General features: G+C 46.8%; 19 protein-coding genes and 2 tRNA genes. 17 read left to right on the top strand and 4 right to left on the bottom strand.

What is annotated here, in order from left to right; all coding sequences use genetic code 11:
- The first annotated feature begins 42 nt into the window (after positions 1-42).
- The 4 genes from WC227_01330 (at position 43) to WC227_01315 (ending at position 2,086) form a co-directional block, all read left to right on the top strand.
- Positions 43-116: transfer RNA gene (locus WC227_01330), tRNA-Cys, on the top strand.
- 13 nt (positions 117-129) lie between these two features.
- Positions 130-204 (top strand) — tRNA-Gly (locus WC227_01325).
- A 106-nt stretch (positions 205-310) separates the two neighbouring features.
- Entirely contained in the window at positions 311-1,639 is a 1,329-nt protein-coding gene (locus WC227_01320; protein ID MFA6963342.1) for a hypothetical protein, read from the top strand.
- 114 nt (positions 1,640-1,753) lie between these two features.
- Entirely contained in the window at positions 1,754-2,086 is a 333-nt protein-coding gene (locus WC227_01315) for a hypothetical protein (GenBank protein ID MFA6963341.1), read from the top strand.
- A 413-nt stretch (positions 2,087-2,499) separates the two neighbouring features.
- On the opposite strand, the gene WC227_01310 is transcribed toward WC227_01315, so the two are convergent.
- The 4 genes from WC227_01310 to WC227_01295 form a co-directional block, all read right to left on the bottom strand.
- The gene (locus WC227_01310) at positions 2,500-4,041 is read right to left on the bottom strand and encodes a YifB family Mg chelatase-like AAA ATPase (protein ID MFA6963340.1); all 1,542 of its coding nucleotides are present in this window, start codon (positions 4,039-4,041) and stop codon (positions 2,500-2,502) included.
- A gap of 20 nt (positions 4,042-4,061) precedes the next feature.
- Positions 4,062-4,541, bottom strand: coding sequence for a hypothetical protein (locus WC227_01305; GenBank protein MFA6963339.1), 480 nt, complete (start codon positions 4,539-4,541; stop codon positions 4,062-4,064).
- A 119-nt stretch (positions 4,542-4,660) separates the two neighbouring features.
- A complete protein-coding gene (locus WC227_01300) occupies positions 4,661-5,185 on the bottom strand; it encodes a hypothetical protein (GenBank protein MFA6963338.1) in 525 nt (174 codons plus the stop codon).
- A 107-nt stretch (positions 5,186-5,292) separates the two neighbouring features.
- Entirely contained in the window at positions 5,293-6,009 is a 717-nt protein-coding gene (locus tag WC227_01295; GenBank protein MFA6963337.1) for a hypothetical protein, read from the bottom strand.
- 194 nt (positions 6,010-6,203) lie between these two features.
- On the opposite strand from WC227_01295, the gene nuoB reads away from it, so the two are divergent.
- From nuoB to atpG, 13 genes are all read left to right on the top strand, one after another.
- Positions 6,204-6,749, top strand: a complete 546-nt coding sequence (gene nuoB, locus WC227_01290; GenBank protein MFA6963336.1) for an NADH-quinone oxidoreductase subunit NuoB — start codon at positions 6,204-6,206, stop codon at positions 6,747-6,749.
- Between the two features lies 1 nt (position 6,750).
- Positions 6,751-8,790, top strand: coding sequence for a hydrogenase 4 subunit B (gene hyfB / locus WC227_01285; GenBank protein MFA6963335.1), 2,040 nt, complete (start codon positions 6,751-6,753; stop codon positions 8,788-8,790).
- Positions 8,790-9,719, top strand: a complete 930-nt coding sequence (locus WC227_01280; protein ID MFA6963334.1) for an NADH-quinone oxidoreductase subunit H — start codon at positions 8,790-8,792, stop codon at positions 9,717-9,719. Before hyfB ends, WC227_01280 begins: the two co-directional genes overlap by 1 nt.
- Before the next feature lie 2 nt (positions 9,720-9,721).
- Complete coding sequence (locus WC227_01275; GenBank protein MFA6963333.1) at positions 9,722-10,381, top strand: hypothetical protein; 660 nt, start codon at positions 9,722-9,724, stop codon at positions 10,379-10,381.
- A gap of 3 nt (positions 10,382-10,384) precedes the next feature.
- Positions 10,385-11,830: a hydrogenase 4 subunit F gene (locus WC227_01270; GenBank protein MFA6963332.1), complete on the top strand. Its 1,446-nt coding sequence runs from the start codon at positions 10,385-10,387 to the stop codon at positions 11,828-11,830.
- A 3-nt stretch (positions 11,831-11,833) separates the two neighbouring features.
- Positions 11,834-13,390 (top strand): NADH-quinone oxidoreductase subunit C, encoded by a 1,557-nt coding sequence (locus WC227_01265; GenBank protein ID MFA6963331.1) that lies wholly within the window; start codon positions 11,834-11,836, stop codon positions 13,388-13,390.
- Positions 13,391-13,508: 118 nt separating this feature from the next.
- Complete coding sequence (locus tag WC227_01260) at positions 13,509-13,742, top strand: hypothetical protein (protein MFA6963330.1); 234 nt, start codon at positions 13,509-13,511, stop codon at positions 13,740-13,742.
- Between the two features lie 88 nt (positions 13,743-13,830).
- On the top strand, positions 13,831-14,610 hold the full coding sequence (gene atpB, locus WC227_01255; protein MFA6963329.1) for a F0F1 ATP synthase subunit A: 780 nt from the start codon (positions 13,831-13,833) through the stop codon (positions 14,608-14,610).
- A gap of 102 nt (positions 14,611-14,712) precedes the next feature.
- A complete protein-coding gene (gene atpE, locus WC227_01250) occupies positions 14,713-14,940 on the top strand; it encodes an ATP synthase F0 subunit C (GenBank protein ID MFA6963328.1) in 228 nt (75 codons plus the stop codon).
- A 158-nt stretch (positions 14,941-15,098) separates the two neighbouring features.
- Positions 15,099-15,581 carry a F0F1 ATP synthase subunit B gene (atpF, locus tag WC227_01245; GenBank protein ID MFA6963327.1) on the top strand — a complete coding sequence of 161 codons (483 nt, stop codon included), beginning with the start codon at positions 15,099-15,101 and terminating at the stop codon, positions 15,579-15,581.
- Positions 15,582-15,585: 4 nt separating this feature from the next.
- A complete protein-coding gene (locus WC227_01240; protein MFA6963326.1) occupies positions 15,586-15,987 on the top strand; it encodes a F0F1 ATP synthase subunit delta in 402 nt (133 codons plus the stop codon).
- Between the two features lie 2 nt (positions 15,988-15,989).
- Positions 15,990-17,555 carry a F0F1 ATP synthase subunit alpha gene (atpA, locus tag WC227_01235; protein ID MFA6963325.1) on the top strand — a complete coding sequence of 522 codons (1,566 nt, stop codon included), beginning with the start codon at positions 15,990-15,992 and terminating at the stop codon, positions 17,553-17,555.
- 549 nt (positions 17,556-18,104) lie between these two features.
- The gene (atpG, locus tag WC227_01230) at positions 18,105-19,016 is read left to right on the top strand and encodes an ATP synthase F1 subunit gamma (protein MFA6963324.1); all 912 of its coding nucleotides are present in this window, start codon (positions 18,105-18,107) and stop codon (positions 19,014-19,016) included.
- Positions 19,017-19,036: the final 20 nt, after the last annotated feature.

The raw sequence follows: 19,036 nt of genomic DNA, 5'->3' as shown, positions 1-19,036 counted from the left end.
TCTTACGGATGGCTGGCCACTTCGTTTGCATAATAGTTATTAGGTCTGGTGGCCGAGAGGTTAGGCAGCGGTCTGCAAAACCGCGTAGCCGGGTTCGATTCCCGGCCAGACCTCCAAAATCAAACGTTTGCGGGTATCGTATAGCGGCTATTATACGTCCTTGCCAAGGATGAGATACGGGTTCGACTCCCGTTACCCGCTCCAAGAAAAATGCTTCAGCTCATGCTGGAGCTTTTTTCTTTGACTTATTTATCGAAATATGTTTTAACATTCATAAGCCAAGGATTAGAATCTGAAGGAGGTTTATGACATGGCACAATTCAATTCTCGCGTTATTTCCATCGTGCTCGGTGCTACTACTGGGTTATCGGTGGTCAGCTACGACAAAGACGGGGCCCGGATCTTGCTTGAAGAGAAGATCCCCTGGATAATTGATGGCCCACTCTGGGAGTGGCCCATCCAGTGGCTGGCCGACACTCTCGACCAGATCACCAAGAATATTGTAGAGCCGGGCGACATCGTCGTCTCCGGCATGTGGGGTGCAGACTTACTATTCTGCCTCCGTATGGGCGGGACAACGTATCCCCTGCCGCATTACCGATCGGTCACCGAAGCCGACCTGGAAAACGCGCTGGCCAAAGTCGGTCGTACCAGGGAAGAGATGTATCTCCTCTCCGGTGGAGCCGCTGCGGCCTTCTATCAACCGCTTGGCATATTGGCCGCCACAGAGCGCCTTTGCCCAGAATTACTCTCCGTAAGCGACATCTTAGGCGTCGTACCGTTTTCCGGACTAATCAACTGGAAATTGTCCGGCGGAATACCAGGGCACGACGAGACCATGCGCCAAAGCATGGGACTGCACGCTTCGACCGCTGCCTCGATTTATGCTGGAGCTAATTTCGGTGCAATACCAGGAGAAATGATTGGAGCAGGTCCGATTCTCGAAGACGGAGCCGTAATGTCTGGGTACAAAAGTTCGAGAGTTCTCGCAACTTCTCACGACTCGGTCCTCTCTCGCCTGGTTGGGCTGACTGAGTGTAATTGGGTCTTCTGGACCGGCAGTTGGCTCGGTACAACCGTACGAATTCCTGACAACGTCGTTCCAACAAGCACCACATTCAAGGCCAACATCAACTTTGAAGGCCTCGGCCCCACCCGCGCCGCCGTCACCAACACCGGGATGTTCGGCCCCATGTACAAAGAGCTGATCGGTCACTTCGACCTGAGTTACTGCGAAGCGTCCGAGTCGGCCGCAGAAGTGGTCAGACTGGTCGAGCCGCTGCCACTCGAAACTATTCTGGCTCCGAATCTGCCGGCCTGGGTCTGCACCAATTTCAAAGATCCAAGTAAGGGCATTGCCGCCTATCTCCGCGGAGTCGCCGTTGCAATGGTACACGAAGCAGATCGTGTAGCAGAAACTTTGCAAATCCCGCTGATTTGCAAAGTCGCAATTACCGGTGGCTGGGCCGAAAACGCCGCCTTCGTCAAAGCGCTTGAATTTTCGGGTCTCGATGTCGTCGTTCCCCGTCACGCCAGCAGCTCCACCCACGCCGGACTGGCCGCCAACGGCCTCTACTACTGCAAAGAATTTGACAGTGTCAAAGAGGCTTTGAACGCGCTCCCAGAGCTGGTATCATAGCCCACAAGCACAGACCACCCATCGATAACTTGGGTGGTCGTTTTATTTCAATTCAACCATTGATCTTTTCGTCCTTTTTATAGTACCTTTAACTCAAGATAACAAAAGGAATATATGGGTAAAAAGAAAAATAAATTCAGACAATCTCAAAAACCAAGAATTCAAAATGAAGTTGCAAGAGAGACAACCACGATTTCAATACCTAACCCGAGCAATACTCAAGTCGAAACCGTCAAAACTGCGCCAGAAGCTCCAATCAAAGTTGACCGCGAGACGGAACTAAATGCCAAATACGCCCATATCCGCAAAGATGTGAACAAGCTTTTGATCGTAATCGCCTCCCTCACTATAATTTTCGTCGGCATATATATTCTCGGTCAGAAGACCGATGTTCTGACCAATATCGGCGATTGGATCTACAAAATCGGCAATTTTCAGTTGCAATAAATACTCTTTTGTGATATAGTAAGCACAAGTACACATTCCGCTATGGGAGGAATTTTTTAATGAAAACTGGAAAGCCAGTCATGCAAATTTGGGCCGTTTGGCTCGAACGCTCAATCGAAAACCACGAGGAGAACATACTTCTCTCCGCCACTGTAAACCTTGTGGAAGGAATGGTTTTTACCTGGGCCCTCGTCGAGGTCGAAGACAACGAGTCAAATCGGCAGACAAGCAGGACTTGTCGCATGCCAATCGACTTTGAAGAGGTCAAAAACCAAGGCGTCTGTGACCCTGTAATTTGCGCCCCGTGCGCAATACAAATGATCCGTAACTCTGCCTCCGCAGAGTGACACTCACCAAAACGTCCCAATCGATATTGGGGCGTTTTTTAATTGCCTATTCAATCGCTTCAGGACCTAGTACGTTTTTTCTTTTGGTCTGTATTGCAATGCTTCAGCGATATGTTCTGATTTAATATTCTCTGCGCCCTCGAGATCGGCAATTGTGCGAGATAATTTGAGCAATCGATGATATACGCGAGCCGATAGCCTCATTGAGTCCACCGCCTGAGCGATCAGCTTCTCGGCTGATTCTTCCAGTTTGCAATACTGCTTGATTTCCTTGGAACTCATCTCGGAGTTCGACTTGATCTTGGTATTTTTGAATCGCTCTGTTTGCCTGTCCCGTGCAGATTGAACCCTAGCTCTGACCTTGGCTGACTCCTCCGCCACTCCGCCAGCTGGCGGACTCCCTGCCAATTTGTCGTATTTCAATCTCGGTACTTCCATATGGATATCGATTCGGTCTAGGATCGGTCCTGAGACCTTCTTTTGATATCTGATGATCTGCGTCGGCGTGCAAGTGCAATGCTTCTCCGGGTCGCTTAGGAAGCCGCATGGGCAAGGATTTTGCGCCGCCACCAGCAAGAATTCAGCTGGGAAGGTCAGGCTTCCGGTCGCTCGCGAAACTGTGACCACGCCGTCCTCAAGTGGCTGGCGAAGGGCTTCCAAAACCGAGCGTGGGAACTCAGGAAATTCGTCCAAAAAGAGGACACCTCGATGGGAAAGGCTTATCTCTCCCGGACGAGGCCAAGTCCCGCCTCCGACCATCGCCACACTTGAAGTGGTGTGATGTGGAGAGCGGAACGGTCGGTCAGAAACAAAGGGGTCGCCGTTGCCCAAGTGCCCCGCCACAGAGTAGATCTTGGTCACTTCGAGCATTTCGTCTTCATCCATCTCGGGCAAGATGGTTGGCATCGTGCGCGCCAGCAGAGTCTTGCCCGACCCTGGCGGGCCAGAGAGTAAGATATTGTGATTGCCCGCCGCCGCAATCTCGAGCGCACGCTTGACCTGTTCCTGCCCAGCCACATAGCAAAAATCCGATTGCGACTCTTTTTCGACTTTATCGACTTTTTGAGCTTTATAACTTTGAACTATTTGTTCGCCTCGCAGATGCTTAACTAATTGAATTAACGTAGAAATTGGTCTGATCGCAATATTTTTGACCAAACTAGCTTCAGCGGCGTTGATTTCCGGTAAGAATACTTGCTTGTATCCCTTCTCCTTGGCAAACATTACGATCGGCAAAACCCCATTGACATGGCGAAGTTTACCATCGAGCGATAATTCACCGATAAAGAGCGACTCCTCGAAGTCCTTGACGTTGTCAAATTGCTCTCCGGCCAGTAATATTCCGACTGCCATCGGCAAATCAAAATTTGGCCCCTCCTTCTTCACATCGGCCGGCGCCAAATTGATCGTCAAGCGATGTTGCGGAAAGTGCATACCAGAATTCTTGACCGCCGCCCGAATTCGCTCCTTGCTCTCATCTATCGCCTTGTCACCCAGTCCAACAATGGTAAAAGACGGTAATCCAGCCCCAATATCAACCTCGACCTCAACTAAATACGAGTCGAGTCCCACCGTGGCCGCACTATAGATTTTCGCAACCTTGTCCATATTCCCCCAAACAAAACAAATTAGAAATCGGGATTTTTTGTGTAAGACTTAATCACGCCGCTATTTTTGTTTACAAGCAGACGCCCCTCGGCATTATGCAACTCGTAATTCGTATAATATTCACCGCCATGGTTATACTCCTGCCCTTCCGTGAAATGCCACTTTTTCAGTTCCTCTACTGAGGCTGCTGCCTCACCTTTCACCAGTCTCAAGACTCCGATCAACTTGTTTTGTTCCTTATCTCGAGCCAGCCAAATCTGTCCTCCGTCACCGCCAACGACCCATTTCTCACAAGTTTTGCCATCATACGAAAAGTCGGGGCGCTTGCATTCAAATTCCCAGTTCTTCTTGAGCTCATCACCAGTTACCTCTTCGCCGACCCAAAAACGAACAATAGGCAAATCGATTTTTTCCGGCGCTTCAGCCGGGGCAGCAGTGTCCGTATTAACTGCGGTCTCTTCTATCATCTCAACTTCGCCTTCAATTCCAATTCCTGGCATTTGGGCCTCTCTTCTAAATTAGTTAGCGAGATTCTTTAGTATATTTCTAATTTAACTACTTTCTGCTTTTCTTTGCAAAATTCGTGCGTATTAAAAAACGCCCCAAGGGGGCGTTGTGGTTAGGTTTGTTGGTCACCTATATAATCTTTCACAAAATCATAGTTGAGTGACCATTCGTTGAATTCGTTCATGTAATAAAGTCGCGGATGACGACCAGGGTCAGGTCGACAGGCCAGCCTTTGCAACGGTGACCCCTCGCGAGTCAGGAAATACTCCAAATTGCGGAGCACCGTTGAAGACACTCGCCAAAGGGTCGCAAAATTGATGTCTGGAACAAGCGAACTTGCCCGCTCCAACAAGAGTTGACCGTTGCGATGGCTTCTCTTCTCAGCAAGTAAGCCGTAGGGGCGAATTTCGCCAGATTTGGCACCCTTCTGTCCCGTGTCTATGATAACTCCTGCATCCATCAGGAGATGCATCACCTCCGGTGACAACGTCCTTGGCCCAAGTGGCACTATCCGATCGATTTCTCGAGTGATCGGGTCTTGCCCCGGGATACTACCTTTTGTCACTATTTCTACGAAATAGCGCAAATCGTCCAGATACTTCTCATTATCTGGTTTTGAGATTCCGTGAGACGACATGGTTCATCCCTCCCTCGTCTGTATTTGAAGCATTTGCTTCAAGCGACACTATAGTACAATTCTGGGTCAAATAAAAGAGACCGCAGTGTTTGCGGCCTCAAGTTTGCTTAGGCTGACATCACCTTGATGTCCAGAGGAAGATTGTGTGCCGTCAGAAGATCAGAGATCTCGCGACGACGACGCCACGATACCTCTTTTGAGAAATAAACTGGCAGAACTTCCCCCGGCGCAAAAAGGGTCAGAATTCTGCCTACCGTATTAGCAGCCTCCGCACCCTCTTCAAAATAGAAGCTAGTGAATCGAAGAATCTGTTGGTACGGCCGACGGAAGAAATGATGACCGACATTGACCGAATAAGCCCGGGCCGGATGGTGGAATACCCATCTATCCGCTAAATAGGGATCTGCGCACATCTCCCTGATGCGGTCGCGGAGGGCGCTATGCCCATGACAAGTCAAGCCATCATGCGAAACGATCGGCGGATGGCCGTCGATCGCCCGTAGCGAAGCGGCCGGGATACCATGGCGGAGTAGGTAATCAATCAAAAAGTCGGCATATTCAAAACCGGCTTCATCACCACCGTTGCCATTCCATGCCGCGCAATGGCTGTCATGGGGTATGGCCAAAAAAGGGATGATGCCATCGTTGTTACGATAGCGATCGGTGTAGAGCCGCACAAAGTCAGAACTAGCGGGTAGTTTACAACCCGGGCTCGGCTTGCGGGCTCCATCAAGATAGTCAGCGATCATGTCATAATAAGGCTCGACACGAACGTCTGAGCAATCACCAAGGATTGCCTCTATTCCAATAAATTTCCTCGGCATTGGGGACCTCCAAAGAAATGTTTGTGCCCTGCTACTGACTTAGCCTCTTGGGGAGAAAAACCAATATTGCAGCGAAAAAACTAGGTAATAGCCTACCCTTAAATTGGCAACTAGTCAACCGTCCGACAGGATTTGATTTTTCGCCTCACTAATAGTATATTGTTCATATAAATCACGAGTGAAATCTAGCGAAAATGCCCAACCTCTTTACTAAAATACTTAAGACTCAGAAAACAATTATCGAGCCCAGAGATTTACTTTTGGACGGCGAAGTTTTGTTGATTGGCAAAAAGATTGAAGCCAAAGTCAAGAAATTGTTCAGAGGTTCTCTCGCCATTCGCGAAGTTGACGCCGGTTCCTCCAATGCTTGTGAACACGAGCTCACCGCCCTCTCCAACTGTTTTTATGATTCAGAAAGATTTGGCATTCACTTTGTCGCTTCCCCCAGACACGCCGATATGCTGATGGTGACTGGCCCAGTCTCAAGAAATATGGAAAAGGCGCTAATCAAGACTTACGAAGCGACTCCCGACCCCAAGATTGTCGTAGCCGTTGGCGATGACGCCATCGATGGCGGAATATTCAAAGGTTCTTACGCTGTGTTGGATGGCGTCAACAAAGTAATACCAGTCAATTATTCGATTCCTGGCGATCCACCAACACCAAAAGCAATTCTGCTAGCTCTTCTTGAGATTTTAGAAAAAATCGAGACCAAAACTAAAATAGCCAAAGACAATTAATATGAACCTCGCCGAGTCTTCCTTTATTATTGCACTTTCCCTCTTCGCATGCGGAGCGATTTTCTCGTTGCTAGCCAGCCGAAAGGACCAGCTCGCAAATTTCACAAGCAGCGCCTTCGCAATTTTCGGCTCCATTTTCGGGATTTTCTCTTCGATACTTACTATCTTCAAGGGTGGCAGTTTCTCCTTCAGCTTGCCATCGACACTACCAGCCCTTTCGTTCTCTGTACACGCAGACCTTCTCTCTGGATTTTTCGTCCTTGTTATCTCGCTGATAGCTCTTTTCGCCTCAATTTATGGCTATGGCTACGTCAAACATTATTATCGCAAGTACAATATCGGAAGTCTCGGCTTCTTTTATAACGCCTTTATCGCCGGCATGCTTCTGGTTGTGACCGCGCACAATGCCCTCTTCTTCCTGATCGTCTGGGAAATCATGTCGCTCGCTTCCTACTTCCTCGTGATCTACGAGAAGAACGAGATCAAAAACATCCAGGCCGGCTTCTTGTACTTCATCATGACTCATGTCGGAACAGCCTTCATCATTCTTGCTTTCCTATTGCTCTATCGTTCCACCGGCTCCTTCGATTTCGAAGTAATTAAGAACAACATCGGGCTGGTTTCTCCGCATACCCAAACGCTAGCCTTTATCTTTGCTCTGATTGGTTTTGGCACGAAGGCTGGTATTATTCCTCTTCATATCTGGCTTCCAAGCGCACATCCAGCCGCCCCTTCACATGTCTCGGCTCTGATGTCTGGCGTTATGATCAAAACAGGGATTTTCATGCTTATCAGACTGTTCCTGGATATATTCCCAGGCGGACCAGTTTGGTGGGGCATTACTATTCTGGCGATCGGATCTATTTCCTCAGTTCTTGGCGTTCTCTACGCTCTCTCAGAACATGACATTAAGAAATTATTGGCCTATCATAGCATTGAAAATATCGGCATTATTTTGCTTGGGCTTGGCAGCGCCCTCACCTTCAATTCACTCGGTCTCCACACTTTTGCTGTTCTAAGCTTGGTTGCCGCCCTTTTTCACACCTTGAACCACGCGATTTTCAAGGCCCTTCTCTTTATGGGCGCCGGCTCAGTTATTCAAAAAACTGGCACCAGAAACATTGAGAAGTACGGTGGGATTATCAAATACATGCCGCTGACCGCCCTGTTCTTCCTAATCGGTTCTATGGCAATTTCCGCGCTGCCTCCGTTCAACGGTTTCGCCAGCGAATGGATTACTTTTCAATCTCTCTTCGCGGGAATCAGATTGGGCAGCCCGGTCGCCCAATGGGCTTTTATCGTCTCAGCTGGAGCTCTCGCTTTGACTGGCGGCCTTGCCGCGGCCTGTTTTGTCAAAGTTTTCGGCGTTACTTTCCTAGCTCGTCCCAGAAGTGAGAACATCAAGAATATCACTGAATCTTCCTCATCGTTGACCTTCAGTATGGGCATGCTTGCCGCTCTGACCCTTATTTTGGGTGTATTCTCTGGCTATGTCTCTACAGCTCTATCGAAGGTAGCCCAAGGCGTCTCAGCTTTTCACGAGTTTAATTCAAAACTAAATTATCAATCTTCGACTATCGGCACCTCTGATAGCTTCGCTTCGATCTCGTTAATTAGAATATTTCTGATTCTGGGATTAGCCTTGATCGTGACTTTTGTAATCGTCCGAATGATTGCAAGAAAACAAAAATTGAGAAAAGAGATTACCTGGGATTGTGGTACTGACCTCGGCCCTCGAATGGAGATCACAGCCACCGGTTTTAGCCGCTCCATCATCCTAATTTTCGCAAGTATTCTCCGTCCAACCAAAGAAATCGAGACTGTTTATCACGAAGGGAACGCCAAATATTTTCCCAAGTCTCATAGTTTGAGCCTCGAAACCACAGACGTTTACAAATCATATTTCTACGCACCTCTACAAAAAATGTTTGCCAAGGCTTCAAACTTTGCAAAAATCAGCCAGAGCGGAAACGTCAACGCTTATATTCTTTATATCTTTATCGCCTTAATCATCCTATTGATCGCGGGAGTAATAAAATAATGACTAATTTCTTAATCACATTATTCCAATTCATGCTGATTCCAGCCTTGTCGCCGCTCTTCGTCGGAATTATTAGAAAGATTAAAGCCAATTTGCAAAACCGCCGAGGAGCAAGTGTCTTCCAACCTTATCAGGATTTAGCGAAGCTTTTTCACAAAGACGAAGTAGTCAGTCATGACGCCTCCTGGATATTTAGATTTATGCCCTTTATCCTTTTCGCCGTTACTCTAGTGATCGCTCTGAGCCTGCCCTTGATCACTACTGCTCTCCACAACAATATTACCGGCGATTTTCTAGTCATAATCTACCTCTTCGCCATTGGGACTTTCTTCCTCGCTCTAGCCGGAATCGATACCGGAAGCGCCTTCGGCGGCTTCGGCTCAAGCCGTGAGATGACTATATCGGCTTTGGCCGAGGGAGGCTTGATCTTTTCAATGTTGACCCTAGCCCTACTTGCCCATTCGACTAATCTCACGAATATTGTAAGCTCGATAATCCACTTACCAATAACCTCTTTCATGCCAGTTGTTCTCGCCTTCATTGGGTTTATAATCGTACTTCTGGCCGAAACTGGTCGATTTCCATTTGATAATCCCGCCACCCATTTGGAGCTCACAATGATTCACGAAGCAATGATTCTCGAATATTCAGGCAAACGTCTCGCCCTAATCGAGTGGGCCGCCGCCAACAAAATGATGATCTTCCTGGCCTTAGGCGCCAACTTGTTTTTTCCTTGGGGAATCGCAACCTCTTTGGCACTTCCCGCGCTCGTTCTGGCTCTTCTCATCTTCTTAGCCAAGATCCTAGCCTTAGCCATTTTCATCGCTCTTCTCGAATCCAGCATTTCGAAATACCGTTTCTTCCGCCTGCCAGATCTGTTATTTACCTCGTTTATTATTAGCGCCATTGCGATTGGCTTGATCATCTAATTATGGAACACCTAATCCCCACACAATTTTTGTTTCTGGTCGATCTCGCGGTTTTTCTGCTGATCGTCTTGATGCATCTGGCCAAACAGAGCCGCCCTTTTGTCTACCTTTACGCCGTTCAATCAGTCTTAATTGCGTCTCTAATGATCTACTCCGCCATCCTGGACCGTTCGATCTCGCTCGGCTTCTTAGCAATATTAATTTTAGGAATAAAGGTGTTTGCTGCGCCAGCTTTTTTCTTGAAATTAATTAAAAGACAAGCCCTCCAGATGTCGCCCAACAATTATCTCAATCTGCCGCTTACGCTCACTTGCATCGCTATCATCACCACCATCGCTCACTCCAGATTTTTCCAACCGCTCACTACTCTGGCACCGGCCAACGAGAACGCCCTATACATCTGCATTGCATCAATGTTTATCTCCCTCTTCCTGATTATCAACAGAAAAGGCGCTCTCTCGCAGATGATCGGTATCCTCTCACTCGAAAACGCCATCGTTTCCTTTGTTCTCGCCGCCGGACTGGGGCAAGGGCTCGGGTTGGAACTCGGGATCACCTTTGATATCGCCGTTTGGATTATTGTTGCCACTGTCTTTGTCTCTATAATTTACAAAAAATTCCACACCACAGATGTCTCTGCGATGACCAATTTAAAAGGATAACGTATGATTTTAGCTTTAATTATTGTAATACCGCTCTTAGCCGCAGCTCTTTCTGCTGTGGTGAAAAAACGAACTCGCCTGTTGGAAACATTTACCGTTGTCTCATCCTTATCCGTCTTCGTTCTTTCGATAGCAGTAGCAAGAGAAGTTCTGACAAACCAGAGCTACGTACTCTTACAATACCTCAACGTTGGCGCGCTCGGCGCGATTCTCCTTCTCCTCATCTCGTTTATCGGTCTGATCGCTTCCCTCTATTCAGTCGGCTATTTACGAGCAGAAATGAAGAAGGAAATAATCGGATTTAGTCGCGTCCGTCAATATTATGTCCTACTCAATATTTTCCTGGCCACAATGCTCTGCGCCGTCTCCGCCTCAAACCCGATTATGACCTGGATCGCCGTCGAGGCGACAACCTTATCAACCGCGTTTTTGATCAGTTTTTACGGCAAACCATCCTCGATCGAGGCAGCCTGGAAATACCTGATTATCAACTCTGTCGGTCTTTTGCTCGCCTTTTTCGGCACGCTCCTCTTCCTCTCAGCCTCCATGTCAATTGCCGGTGACCATTCCCTGATCAGCTGGAACGATGTCCTGGCCAACGCAAGCTCCTTGAATCCAGTTATCGCAAAAATCGCCTTCCTCTTCATCCTAGTCGGATACGGCACCAAAATGGGTCTCGTCCCAATGCATACCTGGCTACCAGATGCCCATGGCAAGGCCCCTGTGCCTATCAGTGGCCTCTTGTCTGGTGTGTTACTGAATATCGCCTTTTTCGCAATTCTAAGATTCAAAGTAGTCGTCGATAAGATCGATCCTGGCTTCGCCCAGAACTTGATGATTTATTTTGGACTCTTTTCAATCTTGCTCTCCGCCCTCATGATCTATCTTCAGAGTAGCTACAAACGGCTTCTGGCCTATTCCACGATCGAGCACATGGGCATTGTCTCACTTGGAATCGGCTTCGGCGGCGCCGGCGTTTTTGCCGCTTTCCTCCATATGATCTATCACTCGCTAGCCAAACCACTTCTCTTCTTGGCTTCAGGCAATATCTTCCTCAAATACAGTTCGACCAAGATAGCCAAAATCCGAGGTGTTGCCATCACCCTGCCAATCACTGGCATACTATTCGTGATCGGTATTCTGGCCATCACTGGGGTTCCACCTTTCGGCATATTTCTAACCGAATTCTCTATTCTTGCAGCAGGGATCAAGCTCCACCCAGTTATCACTGTTTTGGCCCTCTTCTCAATCGCGCTCATTTTCATTGGGTTCCTTCGACACACAAGTGCAATGGTTTTCAGTAAAAATGAAGAGAGCCTCGCTGTGGGCGAATCTAGTAAATGGAACATTTTACCTTTGATTCTCCTCGCTTCTGTCCTGATTATCTTGAGTGTCTACCTGCCTGGCCCATTAAAAACATTAATCACAAGAGCAACACTTGTTTACTAAATTATGGAAGAAAAAATCAAAAATTTAATAGGCAACGAAAATCTCCAAAATTTTGGCAATATCAACATTTACGAAGTTTCTATATCCAACATCATGGACGTCTGTAAAGATCTTTATCACGGACGGCATCTCCAGCTCAAGACTGCTCTCGCTATCGACAATGGTAACGGAACTTTCAAGATAATGTACGTATTTGGCATCCCAAAACAGAATGTTTTTTTCGTTCCCTATATCGAGCTTGGAGATTCGACCGACTTTCCTTCTCTCGCCAACGAAATCCACGAGATCACGAACTACGAGAGAAAAATTAGAACTTTTTTTGGCTTGCATCCAGTCGGTCACATTGACCCGAAACCAATCATTTTGCACGAAAACTGGCCTGCAAATCAACATCCTCTAAGAAAAAATTTCGCCTGGGACCACCGGCCGCCACAAGCTGATGGCACTTACGAATTTGCCAAAATCGAAGGTGAAGGCATTTATGAAATTCCGGTCGGCCCAGTCCACGCCGGCATTATCGAGCCTGGCCACTTCCGCTTCAGCGTTGCCGGCGAAGAAATTGTTAATCTAGAAGCAAAGCTGGGATATGTTCACAAAGGCTCAGAAAAATTGTTTGAAATATTGCCGCTAGAGCAGAAGATCAAATTATCTGAAAAAATTTCCGGCGATTCTGCCTTCAGTCATTCGCTTGCTTTTTGTCAGGCGGTTGAGGCAATTTCAAATACAAAAATCCCGGAAAAAGCCAAATGGCTTCGAGTAATATTCGCCGAGCTCGAGCGGCTTTCCAATCATTTTGGTGACATCGGTTTCATGATGCTGGACACCGGATTTAGCTTCGGTGGCAGCAACGGCACCAGATTAAGAGAGATGATTATGCAGATCAACGAGAGGATAACAGGCAGTCGCTTCCTCCGAGGCACAAACGCAATCGGCGGCGTCACCAAAGATATCTCAGGCAGCCAAGGAAACGATCTTGCGAAAGACTTGGAAAAAATCAAAAAAGATTTCGCCGAAATTATTGAGATCGCAAACGACACCAGTTCTCTCCAAAACAGGTTAGAAAAAACGGGCACACTCGACCCGGAAATTGCAGTAGACCATGGTGTCGTAGGTGTGGCTGGACGAGCTCTCGGAATCGAAAAAGACGCTAGAATCGAATATCCTTACGCCGCCTATGCCAAGGTTCCCTTCAAAATCGCAATCGAAGAAACTGGCGACGTCAACGCCCGCTTCAAAATCAGAGTCAAGGAGGCCAACGCTTCGATTGGGATTATTCTTCACGCCCTGGAGAATCTCACCGAGACTGGCGATATTTGCGCTTCTGGCAATATTAATTTAGCCAAAGATTCTTACTCTATCGGCATTGTCGAGGGCTGGCGAGGCGAGATCGTTTATTTCATCGCGACCGATAGCAAAGGCGGAATTTCTCGAGTCGAAGTTCGCGACCCTTCTTTTCTTAACTGGACAGTTCTGGGCTATGCCGGGAAAACCAACATCGTTCCTGATTTTCCGCTCATAAACAAGAGCTTTAACCTTTCATATTCCGGGAACGACCTCTAGGCGGGTAGACATATTACTACAAAACCAATTTGAGGTCAACCGTTCCCAGGATTGACAGGAAACGCCAATAGCCTTAAGTTGATTTAGAAGCGAATAAATGGTAATTTCTTAAGTACAGATGAAGAAAAACTTGATATTTGCTTATAGTTTTATTGGCCAAATCGGGCTGACAACGGCGATCCCGTTAGTTTTTTTTGGTTTGCTCGGACGCTCCCTGGATCGAAAATACTTCCCTGAGCACCATTATCTCTTTTTCGGAGGCCTCGTCCTCGCGACCGCAATTATTTATTTCGCGATCAAACAACTGGTCGTCAAAATGTTGAAGCAATTCGAAAGTATCAACAAGCAATAATTTTTAGTTCTTAATTTTTATTCAATTGTTAATTAATAATTATAAATTGATTAGAAATTAGAAATTAATAATTAGAAATTAATATCTCATGGAGATATCGCTAGCTGCAGAAAAAATTGCCCACTTGGGGCCCATACCGATCACCAATTCGATGTTTACTTCATGGATTGCTACTTTGATAATCATCGTTTTGGCCATTGTGGCTACTAGAAAGATGAGCCTGATTCCAAGGGGAATTCAAAATGGCGCCGAGATGGTTGTCGAGATGCTCCAAGGCTTGGTCAACTCTGTGATGGGCGACATGAATCAGACCAAGAAATATTTCCCCTATCTTGCTACGATCTTCCTTTTCATCATTTTCAACAACTGGCTTGGTCTTCTGCCCGGCGTTGGCTCGATCGGCATCCACGAGATAGTCCACGGCAAAGAAATACTTGTTCCGATCTTTCGTGGCGGTAATGCTGATTTGAACACTACCTTGGCTTTGGCTCTCATGACCATGACGCTGGTACAATTCTTCGGCATTTTCGCAATCGGGATTTGGAAGTACGGTGGAAAATTCATCAATTTCAAGGAAGGCCCAATTGGTTTCTTTGTTGGAATCCTTGAGATTATTGGCGAATTTTCCCGCATTATCTCCTTCTCCTTCCGTCTTTTCGGCAATATCTTCGCCGGAGAGGTTCTGCTCGCCGTTATTACCTGGCTTCTTCCTTATGTCGGTCCGATTCCCTTCTACGGTCTTGAGATCTTCGTTGGCTTCATCCAAGCGCTTGTCTTCACCATGCTAGCTGCTGTCTTCATCAAGACTGCGACCGAAGATCACAGTGCACACGAAGAGCACGAAAGCGCACCAGCGCATGCGGCATAATTCATAATTTTTAGTTCTTAATTTTTATTCAATTATTAATTAATAATTATAAATTGATTAGAAATTAGAAATTAATAATTAGAAATTAATATTGGAGTATTTATGGAAGCAGAAGCAGTATCTTCCCTCGCCGCCGCTATCGCGATCGGTGTTGGCGCTATCGGGCCAGCTATCGGTATCGGTATGATCGGTGCCAAGGCCGTTGAAGCTATCGGACGCAATCCAGAAGCCGCAGGCAAAATCCAAGGTCCTATGATCTTGACCGCCGCCTTCGCCGAAGCCGTTGCTATCTACGCTTTGGTTATCGCCCTCATTGTTAAGTTTGTATAATGAGTGCAGTTATGCAGCACGCGGAACTTTCCGCTGTTGCTAAGTACACTTAAAAATTCTTAATTTTTAGTTCTTAATTATTATTCAATTATTAATTAATAATTAGAAATTGATTAGAAATTAGAAATTAATAATTAGAAATTACTCCGAAGGAGTCTATGGAAGCCCTTGGAATTGACTTAAAACTTATTATCGCTCAGATCATTAACTTTGGTCTACTCTTTTTCTTGCTCTCTAAATTTGCCTACAAACCAATTCTCAAAATGCTGACTGATCGCCAAGAGAAGATTCAGAAGGGCTTGTCCGACGCAGACAAGGCAGCCAAGAAATTGGCAGAGACAGAGAAGGAAGCAACTGAAATCCGAGACAAAGCTTTCAAAGAAGCTGATGAAATCTTGAAGAATGCCAAGGTAGCAGCTCTTGCTGAGACTAGCGCTATTGGAGACAAAGCAGCTGAGCAGGCAGAACGTACGATCAAAAATGCCAAGGCCGAGGCTGATCAAGTCAAAGCCAATGTGATGAAGGACGCCAAGAAGGAAATCTCAGATGTTGTCATCATCGCCCTGGACAAGATTGTCGGTACTGAGTTTACGGCAGAAGAGAAGAAAAAAATGACAAGTAAAGCTATCTCAGAACTTTAATTTTATGAAGATAAAACCTCAAATTTATGCCAAGATCCTGATCGAATCCGCCAAGGCGGACAATTTGAAGGTGATCGCCAAGAACTTCTGGCACATGTTGCAGAAGAACAAACAATACAAAGATTTGGGCAGGATCTTGGAAGAATTAGAAATCGAATCCGCTCGCTCTGAGGGCAAAACCATCGCCAAGGTTTATTCCGAAAAACCACTTGATGAGAACGAAATCCTTGATATTACCCAAAAATTATCCGCCAAAAACCCTAATACCAAATACGTAATACGTAATACGGCCAAAAGCGGCACCACCGGCATTATTGTCAAAGTCGAAGACAAGATCATCGACCTGTCAGCCGAGGGAAAAATTATCAAATTAAGAGAAAAACTAAATAAAAATACCGGAGTATAACGATGTCAAACATCATAGACGAATTGAAAAAAGAAATTCTTGACTTTGATTCCAAAGTCAAAGAGCAGTCAGCTGGTGAAGTTGCCGAAATCGGTGATGGTATCGCCAAGATTTATGGCCTCAAAGATGCCAAGTCTGGCGAGCTTCTCTCGATCGAGACAAAATCAGGCGAAGTTACGGCCATGGCGCTCAACCTCGAAGAGGCTTCTATCGGCGCGATCGTCCTGGGCGATTACCAAGCGATCGAAGCTGGTAGCAAGGTCAAATGCACTGGCAACGTCGCCAAAATCGATGTTGGTGAGGCCATCATCGGTCGTGTTGTCGACCCACTCGGCGTGCCACTCGATGGCAAAGGCGCTTTCAAAACAGATAAATCAATGCCAATCGAGAAGGTTGCGCCTGGTGTTATCACTCGTCAGGGTGTGACTGTCCCCCTCCAAACTGGTATCAAAGCCATCGACGCCCTAATCCCTATCGGCCGTGGCCAACGTGAGCTCATCATTGGTGACCGTGGCACTGGCAAGACCGCTATCGCCATCGACACTATCATCAATCAAAAAGATGAGCCCAAAGCCACTCGTCCAATCTGTATTTATGTCGCGATCGGACAGAAGAAATCCAAAGTTGCTCGTATCCAGGCCAAACTCGAAGAATCCGGCGCCATGGAATACACCACCATCGTCTTGGCTGGTGCTTCCGACCCCGCTTCCCTCTCCTACCTAGCTCCTTACACTGGCTGTGCCATTGGCGAATATTTTATGGAAAAGGGCAAGGATGTCCTAATTATTTTCGATGACTTGACCAAACAGGCTTGGGCTTACCGCCAAGTTTCCCTCCTCCTTCGCCGGCCGCCAGGACGTGAAGCTTATCCAGGAGACGTTTTCTATTTGCACTCCCGACTTCTCGAACGTGCTTGCCGATTGAATAAGGACTTTGGCGGCGGCTCAATGACCGCTCTGCCAATTATCGAAACACAAGCTGGCGACGTTTCAGCTTATATTCCGACAAATGTAATTTCAATCACGGACGGCCAAATCTTCCTCGAGTCTGACCTTTTCTATCAGGGTATTCGCCCAGCATTGAATATCGGTATCTCCGTCTCCCGTGTTGGTGGCGCCGCTCAGATCAAAGCGATGAAGAAGGTAGCTGGCAGATTAAAATTGGAGATGGCACAATATCGTGAATTGGCCGCTTTTGCTCAATTTGCCTCCGATCTTGACCCAGAGACCAAGAAGACAATCGAACGCGGCAAACGAGTCACTGAGCTCTTGAAACAGCCTCAGTTTAGCCCAATGCCAGTTGAAGAGCAGGTTGTCGGCCTTTACGCCGCAATCAACGGTTATCTCGACAGCTACGAAGTGACCGAGATCAAAGAGGTTGAAAAATCAATTCTTTCCAAAGCCAAAACCGCAATCAAAGATGTCATGACTTCGATCAAAGAAAAAGGCGCCATGGATGAAAAGGAAGAAGAGAAATTGAAAGACTTCTTGGCCAAAAATACGAAGAAGGTTTCCGAAGCAATCAAAGAAGAATCAAAAGAGTCCAAAGAAGAAACTGAGAAGAAATAAATATTGTTCGAACGAGAGTGAGGACTTCGGTTCTCCCTCCGCTCGGATAAAACTGAGACGCACATTACAAAGGGAAAATAAAAAGCTGCAACTCTATTTTGAGATTGCAGCAGGATTAGTCTCAGACACGGTTTTCTGATTTGGTGATTTAGCATTTGGTTCCGCATCGGAAACCTTTTCGACTCTTGATCCGGAACATTCCAGGTCGGCACCGCATCTTGGGCAAGCGCTAAGCATCCCATCATCGGGAGCGCCACAGTTTCGGCATTTCATAGTGATACCCCCTACTCTACCAAAGGCCTTTCTCTTCCAGAGATTTTTTGGAAAAACCCTGACTTTTGTCGATGGCATCCTGGCCTTCAGCCCTTGGCCTTGGCCAGTAGCAAAGATCATCGTTACATTTCTCGCAAGGCTTAACCTTCTTTCCCGGATGACTGTTGGGGCCCCACACGCAACTGGGACAATGGCAACCGCCACCTGTTGTTTTGGCCATAATATTACCCTCCAATAATATTCTTTTACAATAAAATAGTAATTTAGTCAATTATAATGGCTTCAACACAAGAATTTAGACGCCGAATCAAATCGGTCAACAACACAAAGCAAATTACCAAAGCGATGCAAATGATCGCCTCTATTAAGATGCAAAAATCGGTCAAGGCAGCTCAAACTGCCCGCGCCTACATTCAAAACGCTTGGAATATGCTTTCTCGCTTGGCCAAATTGACTTTGCCTGAAAATCACCCCTTGATTGCCGATCGTCCGATCAAGAAAATGGCTATCATCCTAGTCTCCTCCGACCGCGGCCTTTGCGGCTCATACAATTCGGAAGTTTTGAAGAAATTCTTACAGTTTGAGAAGGAAATGTGCGCTTGCAACGATGAAACTTGCCGAGCTTATCAGGGTGGCTGTGACGTCATTACAATTGGAAAAAAGGGTGCTGAGTTCGTCAAGCGTTACAAAGTCGGCCGCCTTATCGCCGAGTTCCCAGGATTTGAAAGCAAGATTTCCGTCGATGATATCATTCCTATCTCCAAATTGACCAACGAGGAATTCTTGAAGGGCAATTACGACCGCGTGGTCGTGATCTACTCTCACTTTGTCTCGTCGCTCAAGCAAGTTCCCGTCGTCAAACAGCTTCTGCCTATTGTCGATGATCATATCGATCATGGCGAAGTATGGGAGAAAACTGATGAAAACGAGGTTGAATTTAAATTTGAACCGACCGCCGACGAGGTTATGGACGGAATCCTCCGCCAGGTCCTGCGTACTCAGATTTACGGTTCAATTCTAGAAGCTAACGCCTCAATGTATTCAGCTCAGATGGTGGCAATGCAAAGTGCCACTGACAACGCCGAGGATTTGGTCAGCGAGCTCAAATTGCTTTACAACTCTGTTCGCCAAGACAATATCACCCGCGAAATTGCAGAGATATCAGGCGCGGCAGAAGCAATGAAATAATTACAAAGTAATCAATAGAA

The organism is Patescibacteria group bacterium (assembly GCA_041671645.1).
Taxonomy (GTDB): Bacteria; Patescibacteriota; UBA1384; order XYA2-FULL-43-10; family 1-14-0-10-43-13; genus JBAZBD01.
Note: the sequence above shows the minus strand (reverse complement) of the source record. Positions and strands in the feature narration are given on the sequence as shown.

What these genes read in the sequence shown, in the direction of transcription:
- WC227_01320 (MFA6963342.1), top strand. Translation starts at nt 311, where the DNA reads ATGGCACAATTCAATTCTCGCGTTATTTCCATCGTGCTCGGTGCTACT.
- WC227_01315 (MFA6963341.1), top strand. Translation starts at nt 1,754, where the DNA reads ATGGGTAAAAAGAAAAATAAATTCAGACAATCTCAAAAACCAAGAATT.
- WC227_01310 (MFA6963340.1), bottom strand. Translation starts at nt 4,041, where the DNA reads ATGGACAAGGTTGCGAAAATCTATAGTGCGGCCACGGTGGGACTCGAC.
- WC227_01305 (MFA6963339.1), bottom strand. Translation starts at nt 4,541, where the DNA reads ATGCCAGGAATTGGAATTGAAGGCGAAGTTGAGATGATAGAAGAGACC.
- WC227_01300 (MFA6963338.1), bottom strand. Translation starts at nt 5,185, where the DNA reads ATGTCGTCTCACGGAATCTCAAAACCAGATAATGAGAAGTATCTGGAC.
- WC227_01295 (MFA6963337.1), bottom strand. Translation starts at nt 6,009, where the DNA reads ATGCCGAGGAAATTTATTGGAATAGAGGCAATCCTTGGTGATTGCTCA.
- nuoB (MFA6963336.1), top strand. Translation starts at nt 6,204, where the DNA reads ATGCCCAACCTCTTTACTAAAATACTTAAGACTCAGAAAACAATTATC.
- hyfB (MFA6963335.1), top strand. Translation starts at nt 6,751, where the DNA reads ATGAACCTCGCCGAGTCTTCCTTTATTATTGCACTTTCCCTCTTCGCA.
- WC227_01280 (MFA6963334.1), top strand. Translation starts at nt 8,790, where the DNA reads ATGACTAATTTCTTAATCACATTATTCCAATTCATGCTGATTCCAGCC.
- WC227_01275 (MFA6963333.1), top strand. Translation starts at nt 9,722, where the DNA reads ATGGAACACCTAATCCCCACACAATTTTTGTTTCTGGTCGATCTCGCG.
- WC227_01270 (MFA6963332.1), top strand. Translation starts at nt 10,385, where the DNA reads ATGATTTTAGCTTTAATTATTGTAATACCGCTCTTAGCCGCAGCTCTT.
- WC227_01265 (MFA6963331.1), top strand. Translation starts at nt 11,834, where the DNA reads ATGGAAGAAAAAATCAAAAATTTAATAGGCAACGAAAATCTCCAAAAT.
- WC227_01260 (MFA6963330.1), top strand. Translation starts at nt 13,509, where the DNA reads ATGAAGAAAAACTTGATATTTGCTTATAGTTTTATTGGCCAAATCGGG.
- atpB (MFA6963329.1), top strand. Translation starts at nt 13,831, where the DNA reads ATGGAGATATCGCTAGCTGCAGAAAAAATTGCCCACTTGGGGCCCATA.
- atpE (MFA6963328.1), top strand. Translation starts at nt 14,713, where the DNA reads ATGGAAGCAGAAGCAGTATCTTCCCTCGCCGCCGCTATCGCGATCGGT.
- atpF (MFA6963327.1), top strand. Translation starts at nt 15,099, where the DNA reads ATGGAAGCCCTTGGAATTGACTTAAAACTTATTATCGCTCAGATCATT.
- WC227_01240 (MFA6963326.1), top strand. Translation starts at nt 15,586, where the DNA reads ATGAAGATAAAACCTCAAATTTATGCCAAGATCCTGATCGAATCCGCC.
- atpA (MFA6963325.1), top strand. Translation starts at nt 15,990, where the DNA reads ATGTCAAACATCATAGACGAATTGAAAAAAGAAATTCTTGACTTTGAT.
- atpG (MFA6963324.1), top strand. Translation starts at nt 18,105, where the DNA reads ATGGCTTCAACACAAGAATTTAGACGCCGAATCAAATCGGTCAACAAC.